The sequence below is a fragment of the Pseudomonas syringae pv. cilantro genome (assembly GCF_001293775.1).
GTDB classification, from domain to species: Bacteria; Pseudomonadota; Gammaproteobacteria; order Pseudomonadales; family Pseudomonadaceae; genus Aquipseudomonas; species Aquipseudomonas syringae_P.
On sequence record NZ_LGLN01000033.1, the window covers coordinates 518,299 to 533,311 of the forward strand.

Annotated in this window: 16 protein-coding genes and 1 tRNA gene; 6 read left to right on the top strand and 11 right to left on the bottom strand. The window is 54.6% G+C overall.

Going from position 1 to position 15,013, the window contains the following annotated elements:
- Positions 1–110 precede the first annotated feature (110 nt).
- Entirely contained in the window at positions 111–296 is a 186-nt protein-coding gene (locus tag ABJ99_RS09345; RefSeq protein WP_054085575.1) for a PA3371 family protein, read from the bottom strand.
- A 47-nt stretch (positions 297–343) separates the two neighbouring features.
- Positions 344–583, bottom strand: a complete 240-nt coding sequence (locus ABJ99_RS09350) for a hypothetical protein (protein WP_054085576.1) — start codon at positions 581–583, stop codon at positions 344–346.
- Between the two features lie 316 nt (positions 584–899).
- On the opposite strand from ABJ99_RS09350, the gene ABJ99_RS09355 reads away from it, so the two are divergent.
- Positions 900–976: transfer RNA gene (locus ABJ99_RS09355), tRNA-Arg, on the top strand.
- Between the two features lie 181 nt (positions 977–1,157).
- On the opposite strand, the gene ABJ99_RS09360 is transcribed toward ABJ99_RS09355, so the two are convergent.
- Positions 1,158–1,835, bottom strand: a complete 678-nt coding sequence (locus ABJ99_RS09360) for a hypothetical protein (RefSeq protein ID WP_054085577.1) — start codon at positions 1,833–1,835, stop codon at positions 1,158–1,160.
- Between the two features lie 264 nt (positions 1,836–2,099).
- Between ABJ99_RS09360 and ABJ99_RS09365 the strand changes: the two genes are divergently transcribed.
- Positions 2,100–2,489, top strand: a complete 390-nt coding sequence (locus ABJ99_RS09365; protein WP_054085578.1) for a DUF2946 domain-containing protein — start codon at positions 2,100–2,102, stop codon at positions 2,487–2,489.
- Between the two features lie 163 nt (positions 2,490–2,652).
- Positions 2,653–4,680: a TonB-dependent receptor gene (locus ABJ99_RS09370; RefSeq protein ID WP_054085789.1), complete on the top strand. Its 2,028-nt coding sequence runs from the start codon at positions 2,653–2,655 to the stop codon at positions 4,678–4,680.
- A 94-nt stretch (positions 4,681–4,774) separates the two neighbouring features.
- Here the strand turns inward: ABJ99_RS09370 and ABJ99_RS09375 are convergent, their stop codons facing one another.
- Positions 4,775–5,056, bottom strand: a complete 282-nt coding sequence (locus tag ABJ99_RS09375) for a hypothetical protein (RefSeq protein ID WP_054085579.1) — start codon at positions 5,054–5,056, stop codon at positions 4,775–4,777.
- Between the two features lie 202 nt (positions 5,057–5,258).
- On the opposite strand from ABJ99_RS09375, the gene ABJ99_RS09380 reads away from it, so the two are divergent.
- Complete coding sequence (locus tag ABJ99_RS09380; protein ID WP_054085580.1) at positions 5,259–6,221, top strand: GlxA family transcriptional regulator; 963 nt, start codon at positions 5,259–5,261, stop codon at positions 6,219–6,221.
- 98 nt (positions 6,222–6,319) lie between these two features.
- Here ABJ99_RS09380 and ABJ99_RS09385 read toward each other — a convergent pair whose 3' ends face one another.
- The gene (locus tag ABJ99_RS09385) at positions 6,320–7,297 is read right to left on the bottom strand and encodes a GlxA family transcriptional regulator (protein ID WP_054085581.1); all 978 of its coding nucleotides are present in this window, start codon (positions 7,295–7,297) and stop codon (positions 6,320–6,322) included.
- 237 nt (positions 7,298–7,534) lie between these two features.
- Here ABJ99_RS09385 and ABJ99_RS09390 point away from each other — a divergent pair, with 237 nt between their 5' ends.
- A complete protein-coding gene (locus tag ABJ99_RS09390; protein WP_054085582.1) occupies positions 7,535–8,416 on the top strand; it encodes an MBL fold metallo-hydrolase in 882 nt (293 codons plus the stop codon).
- A gap of 102 nt (positions 8,417–8,518) precedes the next feature.
- Complete coding sequence (locus tag ABJ99_RS09395; protein ID WP_054085583.1) at positions 8,519–9,064, top strand: cysteine hydrolase family protein; 546 nt, start codon at positions 8,519–8,521, stop codon at positions 9,062–9,064.
- 319 nt (positions 9,065–9,383) lie between these two features.
- Here the strand turns inward: ABJ99_RS09395 and ABJ99_RS09400 are convergent, their stop codons facing one another.
- From ABJ99_RS09400 to ABJ99_RS09425, 6 genes are all read right to left on the bottom strand, one after another.
- Positions 9,384–9,845, bottom strand: coding sequence for a thiol-disulfide oxidoreductase DCC family protein (locus ABJ99_RS09400; protein ID WP_054085584.1), 462 nt, complete (start codon positions 9,843–9,845; stop codon positions 9,384–9,386).
- Between the two features lie 115 nt (positions 9,846–9,960).
- Positions 9,961–10,773 (bottom strand): oxidoreductase, encoded by an 813-nt coding sequence (locus tag ABJ99_RS09405; protein ID WP_054085585.1) that lies wholly within the window; start codon positions 10,771–10,773, stop codon positions 9,961–9,963.
- Positions 10,774–10,914: 141 nt separating this feature from the next.
- On the bottom strand, positions 10,915–11,919 hold the full coding sequence (locus ABJ99_RS09410) for an NADP-dependent oxidoreductase (protein WP_054085586.1): 1,005 nt from the start codon (positions 11,917–11,919) through the stop codon (positions 10,915–10,917).
- Positions 11,916–12,803, bottom strand: a complete 888-nt coding sequence (locus tag ABJ99_RS09415; RefSeq protein WP_054085587.1) for an alpha/beta fold hydrolase — start codon at positions 12,801–12,803, stop codon at positions 11,916–11,918. The genes ABJ99_RS09410 and ABJ99_RS09415 overlap by 4 nt, the downstream gene beginning before the upstream one ends.
- Before the next feature lie 74 nt (positions 12,804–12,877).
- Positions 12,878–13,669: an SDR family NAD(P)-dependent oxidoreductase gene (locus ABJ99_RS09420; RefSeq protein ID WP_054085588.1), complete on the bottom strand. Its 792-nt coding sequence runs from the start codon at positions 13,667–13,669 to the stop codon at positions 12,878–12,880.
- Between the two features lie 47 nt (positions 13,670–13,716).
- Positions 13,717–14,799 (bottom strand): alkene reductase, encoded by a 1,083-nt coding sequence (locus tag ABJ99_RS09425; protein ID WP_054085589.1) that lies wholly within the window; start codon positions 14,797–14,799, stop codon positions 13,717–13,719.
- Positions 14,800–15,013: the final 214 nt, after the last annotated feature.

The following is a 15,013-nucleotide window of genomic DNA, read 5'->3' on the forward strand; positions in this document are numbered from 1 at the left end:
AGCGTGATGCTGGCAGGTGAAACAATGGCTCGGAGGTGACTGATGAGGGCGGAAACTGACTGGTTGGTCTAGCGGGATATCTGCAAATGACGATTGGGTCTAAGCACAATTCAACGCAAGACCGGATCGAACTTGAAGCGGCGGCCGACGAACAGGGCGACCAAAAAAAGACCGGCGAACAGACCCGCAATAATATTCGCGACGACGCTCACAACCTGTTCCTGCGGGGGCAGCAGGAGGCCGACAACCAAGGCCATGATTGCCAGAACAAGGAATGACAATGCGGGTTTGGACATGGCGACTTTCTTCTCTCAGGATTTGATAACGGTCAGGCAAGACGTTTTTAAAAAACCCAGCGTTGCTCGGCACGAGGTGCCTGCAAATCGGCTGCGTTTTCAGTCGCCAGAATAGCCGCGCTTTCGCTGCGGTCGGTCATCACCGCAAGCTTTGGCGCGTGACTGATGTGATGCTGCACGGACGTCTGAACGCTCACCTGAGCGCTCTGAGCACCGGAATCCTGAAAATGGAATGCAACCAGAGCCACCAGAGCCACCGCATTCAACGCTGTGAGAGTCTTGTTCATTTTCCAGTACCTGTGCCCGACCGTTTGGGATGAGATGTGTTCACTGCTACTGGTAATGCAGTCTGCATGCCAACGGTAAAATGTAATAAATTCCTTATAAATCAATAATTTAAATATCATAAAAAATGTGCTGGCAGTGCGTTTTGCAATGATGGCTTTTTGGTGTATTGCAAAATGCATGATGGGTTCACTGATTGGTGTCTTTCAGCGAAATCGGCTACAGCTTTAGAGGGCAATGACAACATGACAAGCGCGGCGCATCTCGCTAAGATGCACGCCGTCCTCGCTGGCACCGAACGGTGTGCCGGCACGCAGTGTCTCAGTAGCTCAATTGGATAGAGCATCCCCCTCCTAAGGGGAAGGTTGCAGGTTCGAACCCCGCCTGGGACACCATATTTTGTTTGGCTGACTCATCGCCTTGTTCGGCGTGGAAGTTAGCTGCCAAACGCTCACATCAGACCCAGACGCATCTCCCGCCTCAGTCCGTATTCGAAGCGAGCCGCCAGCTATTTGCTGACCTCGTTCCAGTCTTTCATCCATCCCTCACAACCTACCTGCCTGCACATCACTGCAATCAACCCTCTACAGGAACACCGGCCAGCTTCTGTCGAAGTAACTCAATCGCCTGTGCCTGGACTTCACCTTGCTGTCGTATATCGGACACGATCTCTTTTTCGCGCTTATACCCCGTCCACACCGGGGTCAACGTTCGACGTATGATACTTTTCACTGTTCCAAGATATTGATGATCTGCTGTATAATATTCTAACGCAAGATAAGAGGCGGGCTGCGAAGATCGGTCGTTGATAAGCCGCGCTTGCATATCCAGTTCTACAACGAGCTTGTTACCGCTGCGCGACGCTTCTTCAAATGACTGGAAGCGTTGTACCTTGCCTAATCGTGCCTCCAGCATTCGGGTGACCGCTGCGACACTGAGTTCCGGATCTGATGTTTCGACGTAGGCCCGGCGTATGGACTCGATATACAGGCTGCCAATCAACCCTGATGTGTAGCGACGATTATAGGCATCCAGCTCCTGAGCTGTTTCGGTCGCGGAAGGGCTCATTACAAGAGCGATCGGGCCTTTCGGCAGACTGGCAGGGGCCGTGGTATCAGCGAGTGTGTTATCGCCAAATTTATCGGTCGCACAGCCTGAAATTAATATCAGAAAGACTGCGATGCCTATGTTTTTTAAATGGCCAGGCAAGAAGTCAGCTTGCCACGAGCCCGGTGATCGCTGGGGGGTTACCATTCAAGAACTCCTGGTCATAAAGACAGTGAATTAAAAACTTCCAAGGCGGGCAAATAACAATTTCTGAATTTTGCAGTCGCTGTAATTATCGTAATCGAGGGTGCCGGGGAGACACTGCCAAAACGTTGATGATTTACGCCAAAAACCGCCCTCCCTATTGAGTCTGGAAACTAAGCTGCCTGTGACAAAATGGCGCACCCGTTTAAAATTTACAGACCTCGATATAACGGGCTAAATGGCAGCCCCTTTGCGGCGATTTCATTTATGAGTTCGTTGAAACGCATCAGCCCCTGGATTGCCTGTCTTGCGGTCTTGCTGAACATGTTCGCCATGCCGCTGAGCCGCGCGATGCAGTCGCCGGACCTGCGCCTGATGCTTTCGGGTGGGTTCTGCTCGAACGGGGGCTCGAAAGCGCTGCCTCAAGAATTCAGCAATATGCTGGATGCCTTGCAGCTACCCCAGTCCAAATCCGTCATGCAACACGGCGACTGCTGCTGTGGTCATGCGGGGTTGGTAGCATTACCTTCTAGCTACTACCGGCCTTTCCTGCCGCAGTACCCATCCAGTATCACTCTCGAAAACCCTGAACTGCCGACGCTGCATCCAAGGATTCGTTGGCCCAGCCTAAGTCCACGCGCCTCTCCTGTCGCCTGATCACAACACCGTTGAAATTGTGCGGTGCTGCTCTCTTTAAAACTTTTTAGCGGCCTGTGTCGGACGCTAAACGCCTTTGAAGTTTCTTGATCATCAGGAAGTGCGTGCTATGCCTGCTCCGTTTACTTTGCGTCACGCAAAGCGTTTGTCCGTGCCCCGTTCCATGTGGCCTTTTATGTCGGCTGGTCTATTCGCAATGAGCCCTTTGTGCTCTGCATTGGCCGACGCCGTTAAAGTCGAAGACTCGATGTTGACGCTTGGTACGGTCAATGTTCAGGGTGCGACCAGTGGTCCATTGAGCACCAGCAGCGTACTCAGCTCAGTGGATATCCTGGGGGGAGACATACTTAAAAAGATGCCGGTCAATTACAGCTGGGAGCTGTTCAGGCGCGCCCCGGGGGTGATGTTGGCCGAGTTCAATCAAGGCACCACATCCGGCAAAATCTCCTTTCGGGGCTTTAATGGCGAAGGGGAGGTGAACGCTGTCAAATTGTTGGTTGATGGAATTCCAGGCAACAGCAACGACGGCAACATGCCTTACATGGACATGATTTTCCCGATGGAGCTGGACAGCATTGAGGTTGTACGTGGCACCAGTGATGCGCGCTATGGGCTTAACAATATCGCCGGTAACGTCAACATGCTGACCCGAACGGGTGGCGACTACAACAAGGCGCGGCTTCGTTACGGCAGCTTCAATACTCAGGAAACCCAGCTCGCCAAGGGCATTGAGAGCGGCAACTGGACTCAGAATTACTTCTTCGCCTATCAAAAAACAGACGGCTACCGGGATCACGCCGAAGCAGACAAATTTTCAATGTCAGGCAAATGGTTTTTCACTCCGGACGATGACAGCTACCGAATCGGCCTGATCGCTCGTCATTATGAAACCGAGGCCCAGGAGCCGGGGTATCTGACCGAGGACGATGCACGTCATCATCCCGAAATGACCAATAGTTTCAACGCGACTGACAAAGGCACGCGACGCATGAATCAGGTCAGTCTGCATTTCGATACAGACCTGACTGATACACTCGCCTGGTCAGCGAAGGCCTATGTAAACACCCTCGATGACAGGCGCTGGACGCAATATTGGCGCACAAGCTCACAACAGGAGCGCGATACTTACGAGACTCAATACGGCGCCCTTACTTCATTGACTTGGCGTCCGGAAATCAGCGGGCTATACGATTTCGCTCTTGAAGGTGGTACGGACGTACAACAGCAGCAAAACAAGAGTGAGCGCTATCGCACCAGAAGCCGTGCGCGTCTGGCGACCACTCGCGACCAGCAGTTCGATTTAGATACCTATGGTGCTTATGTCCAAGCCGAAATCAAACCGTTCGAATCGTTGAAGATCGTACCGGCTTACCGGGTCGACAAGATTCAGGGCGACTTCACTAACGAAATGACTGGCACGGATTACGACATCAACGACTACGGTCTGATCAAGCAGCCGAAAATCAGCGTTGTCTATTCCCCTTGGGACGCCGCCAGCTTCTACGCGAACTGGGGGCGTACCTTTCAAGTGGCTACAGGTGCTGCTGCCTATAAAGTTCCGCCCAGGAATACAGACCTGGCGCCGTCGATCAATGAAGGTTGGGAAACCGGAATCAAGTTCACGCCAGCTGACTGGGTAGATGGTCGAGTCGCCTATTGGCAGCAAGAGGCCTCGGGGGAAGTCAGTCGCAGGCTGAACGACCCAAGTGGCGAGTCCGATAATGTTGGGGAAACCCGGCGGTGGGGCTACGACGTGCAAATGAATCTGCACCCTGACGAGCGCACCGAGATATGGCTGGCCTATTCTTGGCAGTATTCGAAAATACTCCAGCCGAGTGCTACGTTACCAGGCAGTAAAGGTCGGGAAATCGACCATATCCCGCATCACCTTTATAACGCCGGCATCAGCTATGACGCGACACCAGCGTTACAGTTGACTGCGTGGATGAACGGCCAGACCCACTATTATCTGGAGCGGGAAAATACCAAGGGGACTTACGGCGGTTACGTGCTGATGAACCTCGGTGCAACCTACAAGGTGACGCAGTCAGTGAGTGTCGACCTACAGCTGAAAAATCTCACGGATCGATACTATGAATACGTCTGGTACGACCCGGACGGTGCCCAGGGGTCTCTGCATTCCCCAGGTGATGGTCGCGCACTTTATACCGGTGTGACGGTGGACTTCTGATGGGAAAAATTGCTGAGGCCTTTCGGGCCTCGGCAGTTCGCAGGTCAAGCTGCTCCACTAAAGGCTTATGGAGAAGCAGCAAATCAGCGGAGGCTCATTTGCTATCGCACTCAAACGCAATCTTGCGCGATCTGGAAATCAGTAGCGCTATCAGGTCTTGCAGTTGGCAGGACAAGAAATGAGCATGCATGGCTTGTTGGTCATGCCATAAACACTCAATTATCCAGCTGTTGGTTTCAGGCACTCTCCTTAGCTCACAGTTGGCAATGCCCGAAGCGTTGCGTTCTACCAGGCCAAGAATAATGGAAATCCTGCCCTCAAAATCATCGTCCATGTTAACTTCGAAACCCATAGCGCTTTTTACAAGGCTCGACATTGACCTGACTCCACAGTGGATTTTAAATCACGTTACTGCCAACGCTGGATACAAGAAGCCTCTTCGTGCCCACGCGCTCTACAGCGTTCAATATAAAAACTACAATAGCCGGAAAATGGCCAAAAATAATGACAAAACGTTGATGAATCCTGCCAAAATCACCAGAACCCGGCAGGTATTCTTCCGGGAGGGATCGCTCTAAATGCCAGTAAAATCGATACAATTCATGACCTACCCTGAAGTAAGCCTGCTGGACTTAGCCGGTCCTCTGGATGTGTTTATTGCGGCTAACCATTTTGCGCACCCCGGTCATCCGCCATACTCTTTATCCATCCTCGCATTAAACCCGACGACGGAGATATTCTCTGATTTCTCGTTGAACGCTGCGGTTTTGCTAGAGGAGACGCCTGCAGCGCACACACTTATCGTGCCGGGCGGGCCCGGAATACATAAGTTTTGTGATCACCCCCAGTTTTTTTCACATTTTGTAAAACATACTGAAAAGGTCACGCGCCTGGTCTCTGTTTGCACGGGGATATTTGCGCTGGCCACCGCTGGAAAGTTGAATGGGCGAAACGTTACTACCCATTGGTCGGCCTATGACAAGCTGGAAAGTGACTTTCCTTCTGTCAAGGTGAGGCGCGGTCCTATATTCATAAATGATGGGGAGTTATGGACTTCAGCAGGTGTCACTTCTGGGATCGATTTGGCTCTTGCAATCGTTGAGGCGGATTTGGGTCATGCTGCTGCGCTCGAGGTTGCACGGCATCTGGTTGTGTTTCTGAAACGCCCCGGGGATCAGAACCAGTTCAGCTCATCATTGACTCTGCAATCCAAGAGCAGTCAGTTTTCAGACCTTCATGCTTGGTTGAACAACAACCTTAGTGGAGATTTATCCGTATCAGCGCTAGCAGATTTCATGAACATGAGCGAAAGAACATTTGCGCGAAAATACAGTGAAATCACAGGCAGTACGCCAAGCAAAATGGTCGAGCAACTCCGCCTGGAAGCGGCTCGCCATTTGCTGGTCACTTCAAGTGCTCCGCTCAAGACAGTCGCCAGCAAGTGCGGTCTGGGCAATGAATCAACCTTTATCCGTAGTTTTGTAAAAAGCTACTCTGTCACGCCCAGAGAATATAGAGAACGCTTCAAGTCACAGCGCTGAACGAATACCTGGATCCAGGTCAGCGGCAAAAAAGAACATTTATAAATGGCTGATGACGCATGTTTTCTGACGCAAGACCTGATAAGACCCACCGCTTTTTACGCCTTTTCATCTGACTTGATTTGACGAAAAAACATTCGCCGATACTCCGAAGGCGAAGTGCCAAGATGAACAGAAAACTGCTGTCTCAAGGATAAAGGCGTCCCAAAACCTGCCTCACCGGCAACGCACTCGATAGGTAAATCAGTCGTCTCCAGCAGCGCTTGCGCTCTGATGACTCGCTCGGCGTTCAGCCATCTGGAGACGGTGCTGCCGGTGGCCTCCCGAAAGCGCCGAGTAAACGTGCGCCTGCTCATTTTCGCCTTCTCGGCCAGGACGTCGAGTGACAGGTTACTGGACAGGTTCATCCTGGCCCACGCCAGCACATCAGACAAATGCGTCTCGCTGGACAGTTGCGGCACTGGACGCTCTACATATTGAGCCTGGCCGCCTTGCCTGTGCGGCGGCGTCACCAGCATCTTCGCGGTGCGATTCGCTACATCGGCACCGAGCCGCTGGCGTATCAAATGCAGGCAACAATCGATGGCCGCCACGGTTCCTGCAGAGGTCATGATGTTGCCATCACTGACATAGAGCACTTCTGGCCTGAAACGAACGTAAGGGAAGCGTCGAGCAAACTCTTCTCGCGCTGCCCAGTGAGTGGTTGCTTCTCTGCCATCAAGCAGCCCGGCATCTCCGAGCACAAATGCTCCCAGGCACAACCCGACCATGAGCTTGCCTTGCGCGTTGGCAAGCTGAAGGGCTTCGATAAGCGGTGCAGATGCAGCAACCGATTGATCACCCCACGCCGGAATGACAACGACGTCGCACGCCTCCATCAGTTCCAGGCCATGAGTGACTTGCAGTCCGATGCCTTGGTCGCTGCTTATCATTCCCGGCGACTCGGCGCAGTAACTGATCTCGTAGTGAGGCTCATCAGGTGCGGACTGAGCCGTTCCCAGCACTACGCCCGGCACAGAAAGATGGAACAGGCTGACGCCGTTGAACGCCAGAACAGCAACACGGATGGATTGCATCAGACAGCCTCGGATTTGCTGTGTACTTGCTATGGCGTGCGCAGGAACCATGAGTAAGCGCTCACAGTAACTTGTTTAGAGGGTCGGGGAGGTAAGGGGATATCTCCGCCTCATCTCACATTTCCGGCAACACAGACACTTGGCCCGATTATATCGAAATATGTCATTCAGGCCACTGTCTGGCCTCAAGGCATTGGGCAAGAATGATGTCCTCGATGTATCGACAGGATAACCCCCATGAATTTCACAATACTTCCTCTTGCGCTCAGCATTGCTTGCGCTGCGGCCACCACACCTGCCTTTGCGGGCGCAAGTGCCTCTGAGGCATCACACAAAGTGAATGTGCAGCAAGTTCGTAACGCGACGGTGAAAATCTCCTACGGCGATACGACCTTTCTGATCGACCCGATGCTGGCAAAAAAGGGAACCTACCCAGGGTTTGAAAATACCTATCGAAGCAATCTGCGCAATCCACTGGTTGATCTGACCGAGTCGCCCACCGAAGTTATCGCGGGTATCGACGCCGTCATCGTCACTCATACGCACCTTGACCACTGGGACGATGCCGCACAAAAAGCGCTGCCTAAAGACATCCCTCTGTTTACCCAGCATGAAGAAGACGCGCAGCTGATTCGCTCTCAAGGTTTCAAGAACGTACGCGTATTGACTGATGAAGCCGAATTCGGCGGCGTCAAAATCACCAAGACCGGTGGGCAGCATGGCACCGACGAGATGTATGCCGTGCCAGCCCTCGCCAAACCGCTGGGCGAAGCAATGGGCGTTGTGTTTCAAGCCCCGGGCTACAAGACCCTCTACCTCGCGGGTGACACTGTATGGCGTAAAGAGGTCGATCAGGCTATCGAGAACTACCATCCCGAAGTCATCGTCCTCAATGCCGGCAAAGCAAAAATGACGGGGTATGAGGGGGCGATCATCATGGGGGAGGAGGATGTACTGCGCGCTTCACAGGTCGCGAAGAACGCGAAAATCGTCGCGGTACACATGAATGCAATCAACCATATGTCCCTGACCCGTGAGCAATTGCGCGCTTACGTCAAGCAGCAGGGTATCGAGAGTCGTGTAGACATACCAGAAGATGGCGCTGCGCTAGAGTTCTGACTTAAACCCTTTGGGGTCGCAATAACAGCAGGTGCTCTGCCTCTCGACCTCAGCGTTCATTACCTTGTTATTAGGCTCGGATAATCCGATCGGAGATCTTTCATGAAATGTGGCCTCGTCGTAGTTGATCTGCAAAACGAATACCTGCCCTTCGGCAAATTGCCGTTAACCGGCATCGAAGCGGCTGTCGCAAATGCTGTGAGAGTTATCAGTCACGCGCGGGATACAGGCGTTCCGGTTTTTCATATACGGCATGAATCCGATAATGAAGGCGCCACGATATTTATCAAGGGGTCTGGCGGTGCTCAGATACAGCCCGCTGTAGCGCCTGCTGGCCAAGAACCTGTGATCGTTAAAAAACACATTAACGCCTTCCGAGGAACTGATCTCAAGCAGCAGTTGGAAGCCGCTGAGATCCAGGAGCTCGTGGTAATAGGCGCCATGAGCCACATGTGCATCGACGCTGTAGTGCGTGCTGCGGCGGACATGGGTTATCCGGTTACTGTGCTGCATGATGCGTGCGCTACTCTGGATCTCACTTTTCGCGGAGTCACCGTGCCTGCCGCCCAAACGCATGCGGCGATGATGGCCGCATTTGAGTTCGGCTACGCCACCGTTAAATCGGTGGACGAGTACCTCTCGGCTTGAACGCCCGACGCTCGGATTTTCGGAGCCCATGCGGGCTCCTTCCTGTTTCTGGCAAACGCGACGTCTTCCATCACCGAATCGCGCGGCCGCGCTTTATTGATCAATGATAGCCGCTGACCCCAATACTTGAAGTTGCGCGGATTCAGAGTCAGCCGTGCTGAACATTGACGCAGGCCGCAGCACTTAGAGGTCGTGCAAACAATCCCCTCAGCAGTCGCTCAGATGTCAGATGTTCTCCCATGCCGGCCTATGCAGATGGGGTGGTGCCAATTCGAGCTTCTTATACCCAATACTCGAAGAGCAGCTGCCGAGCTGGAATCTATAAAATCTTTTTCTTTGCCGACGCTTCGCTTTTCACCGCCACCGATTCCGCAACCGTGCAACTGCCCTCGCTACAGCGACGGCCACCATCAGGATGAGGCAGCCAGGCGAGGTGAGGGCGCAGGCGGCAAAAAAGACGATACAAGACGGTAAATAGCGGCCTGAGAATCGGCCAGGACAGCGGCGCGACCCACTTGCCGAGACTCGCTGCCCGCCAGCTCCAGAGCGTGGCGTCCAGCCCGGTTACCCAGGTTCCATCGTCAAACCGGGCATGCAGTGACGACTCCATTTTTGTAAGTGTCAGCCCGAGCGAACTGGCGTCGAACGCGTCGTCACTGATATCAACAAACAAAAGACGATCCGCTGTAGCCCGCGCCCGCAGAACTTTGATTTCTCGAGCGCAGAGTGGGCACTCGCCGTCAAAGTAGAGCGTCAAAGGCCATTGGGGTTTCTTGTACACGGTTTGATACCTTGTATAGGTTTTCTACAAGGTATTCGCAAAAACACGTGCTGACAATGGTTGCCCACACTGGCCGCTGAAAGAGAAACCTGTTCATGGCCGCACGCACGGCGCCTTAAACCGGCAAACGAAGTTGCTTGCGCAAGCTCTTGTCAAACGCAGCTGCCGGCACAAACCGGCGCAGCAGGCTGATTTGTCGAGCGGTCTTGCCGGCCGTGTAGCGATGCTTTGGCTGGGTGTCGCTTGCTGCTTTCAGCACGACCGCTGCCACGACTTCTGGCAGGTCAGCGGTGGGCATCACGTCGGCTAACAGTGCCTTGAACCCGGCTCGCGCCTGATCGTAATCCGGCAATGGCGAATCCGGTTCGATGCCATTTTGATCGAAGACGGTCCGTACAAACCCTGGCTCGACGACAGAGACGCGTATACCGAAGGCGCGGACTTCGTGATCGAGCGATTCCGAATAGCCTTCAAGCGCATGTTTGACCGCCGAGTAATGAGACGAATAAGGCGCGGGTATCAATCCCAAAATCGACCCGATATTGATGATGCGCCCTTGGCCATTTTGTCGCATCGACGGTAATACCGCGTTGGTCATACGGATCACACCGTACAGGTTGACATCGAACAACGCCTGTACCTGAGCAATAGAGAACTCTTCCGCCCCTCCAACCAGACCGACACCGGCATTATTGACCAAGAGGTCGATTCGTCCAGTTTGGGCGAGCACGGTGGATATCAAGTGACTGACCGCTTCATCGTTCGTCACGTCGCATGTGAGCATCGACACTTGCGACGTGCTGAGGCCTGTCTTGCGGCTTGTGCCGAATACCGTGAAACCTGCGTGCGCAAGAGCTTCTGCAGTCGCACGACCAATACCTGAGGAGGCGCCGGTGACTATCGCGGTTTTTCCGGAAAATTTACTCATGTGATACTCCAATGCTCGGCAAGTTGGGCGCTGCCACCCCTTCAGTGGCAGCCTCGAGCTGCCACTGAACTAAGTGTGAATAGAGTGTTTTGACGTTAAGCGTTGATCGGCAACTTCAAAGACGTCCGCTGACCGCTAACGTCATGACTTGATTCTGATAACGACTTTGCCCTTGGCGCGGCCTTTACCGAGATACTCAAGCCCTTCTTTAGCCTGTTCAAACGGAAATACCTTATCCACCACGGGCTTGATGCGCTCTCTTTCCAGCAACTTGCCAATTTCCTCTAGCTGTTCACCGTCCGGGCGAACAAACAGGAACGAGTAAGTCACGTTGTTTTTGTTCGCCAGTCGCCTGATCTTCCGGCTCATCAAACCAAACACAAACCTGAAAAAGAAATTCATTCGTCTGGCCTGCGCGAAGGCTTTATCCAGCGGGCCGACCAGGGAGACGATTTTGCCTCCGGGTTTGAGGATGCCGACCGCTTTTTCAATCGTGTCGCCACGAGTAGTGCCAAGCACCACATCGTAACCGTGCAGTACGTGATCGAATGCCTGCTTTTTGTAATCCACGACCTCATCTGCACCCAGGCTGCGAACCAGAGGGATGTTGCCTGTGCTGGTGGTCGTTGCGACGTTGGCGCCGAGGTTTTTTGCCAATTGAATGGCGAAAGTGCCGATGCCTCCCGACCCGGCGGGTATGAATACTTTTTGACCTGATCTAAGGTTGGCGCGCTCTTTCAAGGCTTGCCACGCGGTAAGTCCCACCATCGGAATGGAGGCTGCTTGCACGAAGTCCAGGTTGGCGGGCTTCAGTGCCGCAGCGCTTTGCGGCACGGCGACGAACTCGGCGATGGAGCCTCTGCCGAGGTCAAAAACGCTGGCGTATATGGCATCACCCGTCTTGAAACGAGTGACTGCGCTGCCAACCTGTACGACGACGCCAGCCAGGTCGCTGCCCATCGTGGCGGGCAGTTGAAACTTCAAGACAGGTTTGAAGGTGCCCGTGGTAATCATGTTGTCGATGGGGTTCAGCCCGGCAGCATAAACTTCCACCAAAAGTTCGTCAGGCTTGATGGCCGGGCGAGGAACATGGTTAATCGCAATGTGAGGCGACTTGCCATAGTTTTCGAATGTCAGTGCTTTCATAATGCGCTCATTTCAATGTTGCCAAACTTCAGGAACGCCAGCGCTTTCGACACAAAGTCAGTGTGATACTGAAATACGCTGCCATGTCCGGCGTCCGGATAGATGACGAGGTGCGCTTGCGGAATACGCCTTGCCATCGTGCGGCTCAGGCTGCTCGATATCATGATGTCGCTGTCCCCGGCGACAATCAGTACCGGCATCCGTAAACGTGCAAGGTCTTGTTGTTGCTGATTGCCCCAGGCTTTGATCGCCTTGAGTTGACGGAACAGCAGGCGCGGCGTCGGTCCCTTATCGCGGTCAGTAGCGCGTTCCTTCACTCTCTTCAGGTAGCCTCTGGCAGCGTTTTGGCCATTGAGTGTCGGGGTGAAAAACATGTGCAGCTTTGGATCGCGCAGCGTCAGCAGGCCTTTGAGAATAAGCGGCCAGGACAAGGCACCTATGCGCTCAATGCCCGGGCCGCCTGCCGGGCCAGTACCGGTCAGGATCAACGTGCGGACCCGCTCGGGTGCTTTCAACGCCAGGTCCTGGGCCACGAACCCGCCCATTGAAAAACCGATCAGATCAACGCGCTCATAGCCCATGGTGCGGATCAGTTCGAGAGTGTCCCGAGCCATTTCGTCTATGGTCAGTGGCGCAATGCCGTCGGATAAACCAGCCCCTTGATAGTCGATAGCGATAACGTGGTGTTCCCTGGCAAGGCCATCGACTATGCGTGGGTCGAAATCATCCAGTACCGCGCCCCAGTAATTGAGCAGGAAAACAGGCACGCCGCCGCGTAAACCTGTTTCGCGGTAGGCGAAGGCAATGCCGGCAACGTTCACTGTTTTATTGGGAGCCTGAGCAAACGACTGCGCCAGTTGAGCGTCCGGTTTCGAGAGACTCATCATTGATACCTATGTTTCGGGACAGACCGCAGCAATGGCTGGAGCAGTGGGTTGAATGCGACACGAGGCGCAATTCATTCAGGCTTGGGTTGATAGCGCTCTGCAGCCTGAGCCTGTCGAATGTCCGACATCAATCCTTGGCGCGCCTGATCCAGTGAATCCCAACGGCCCGCGACGTGCAGGGGGGGAATCGTCACCTGCTCGCGACGATCAAAGCCGATCAGTGCCGCATCGACCAGTTCGTCGACATCCATCACCTCGGAAAGGGTATTGAGGTCGATCCCGGCGCGCTCCCAGATTTCAGTGCGGGTGGCCGCCGGTAAAACGGCCTGGACGTACACGCCCTTGGGCGACAGTTCCAGGTGCATGCCTTGTGACAGGTACAGCACGAAAGCCTTGGTCGCGCCATAAACGGTCATGCCGAACTCCGGCGCAAAGCCCACCACCGAGCCGAGGTTGACGATAGAGCCCGTGCCCGATTGCGCAAAGCGCGGGGCCACGGCCGCCGCGAGACGCGTCAGGGCGCTGACGTTCAGGGCGATCATGGTGTTGATGGCCTCGGCGCTCTGTTGAGGGAACGCGCCGGATTGCGCTATGCCGGCGTTGTTGATCAGAACGCCGATGTTGGCATCGTCACGCAGGCGGCTTTCGAGCGCGGTGAGGTCGGCAGGATCGGTCAGATCGGCCTGAAGCACTTCGACAGCCACGTCGTGTTCTGCACGCAAGCGCGCTGCCAGCGCCTCAAGGCGCGCCTTGTCACGCGCGACCAGCACCAGGTCATGACCGCGACGGGCAAATCGATCGGCATAGACGGCACCGATACCGCTGGAAGCGCCGGTGATGAGCACAGTGGAAAGCGTTGTCATGGAGTGTTTCCTTGAAAAATGTGCCGAGGGCAGGGGGGTGGGGCGTTTCAGCCGTTGAGCGTCGTATAGTCGGTGTAGCCTTCAGCCCCGCCGCCATAGAGCGTCGCCTGGTCGAGCGGTGCCAGCGATGCGCCGGTTTTCAAGCGTTCGATCAAGTCAGGGTTACTGATGAACGGACGGCCGAAAGCGACCAGATCGGCCTTGTTCGCGTTGATTCGCGCCGTTGCAAGTTCAAGGTCATAGCCGTTGTTGGCCAGGTAGGTCTGCTTGAATCGTTGGCGCAGTGCGTCGTAATCGAATGGCGCAACATCACGTGGGCCGCCAGTAGCGCCTTCCACCACATGGAGAAAAACAATCCCCAGCGCACTTAACTGCTCGGCGATGTATTCGAATTGCGGTTGTGGATCGCTGCTGGAAACGCCGTTGGCGGGAGAAACCGGCGAGATTCGCACCCCCGTACGATGCGCCCCGATTTCCTTCTTCACTGCGGTGACGACTTCCAGCAGAAGGCGCGCACGATTTTCTATCGAACCGCCATAGGCATCCGTGCGCTGATTGGCGTTGTCCTTGATGAACTGATCGAGCAGATACCCGTTGGCACCGTGAATTTCCACGCCGTCAAAACCTGCGGCCATCGCGTTCGCCGCAGACTGGCGGAAGTCGTTGACGATGCCGGGCAACTCCTCCAGTTCCAGCGCGCGTGGCTCGGATACGTCGGCAAAACTGTTGTTGACGAACGTTTTCGTTTGCGCCCGGATTGCCGAAGGCGCGACCGGCGCTGCGCCGTCTGGTTGCAGGTCAACATGAGAGACCCGGCCCACGTGCCAAAGCTGCACAAAAATGCGCCCGCCCTTGGCATGCACCGCATCCGTGACTTTGCGCCAGGCAGCGATCTGCTCTGACGTGTACAGCCCCGGCGTGTCCTGATAACCCTGTGCTTGTGCAGAAATTTGCGTGGCTTCAGTGATGATCAGCCCGGCAGAGGCGCGTTGCGCGTAGTAGGTCGCCGTCAGGTCTGTAGGGGCCAGACCTGCGCCAGCGCGGTTGCGGGTGAGGGGCGCCATGACGACACGATTTGCGAGTGTCAGCTGGCCCAGCTCAAAAGATTCGAAAAGCGCTTGCTCGGACATGTTTGCAGATTCCGGATGGGGGGATGGCGCTTATGATTACGATCAAAATCTAAAATGTCAACGCATTGATGTTGATCGACATCAAAGTGATCGATGCCGGTGGTGCTCAGCGTTTTAAGGGACATGAGCAGCGTGATCTGTAAAAAACACACGCGCACCGGCGCGACTGCTGCTTCGCAAGCACGTCGATGTATGGATCGGATGGGGGGGACGT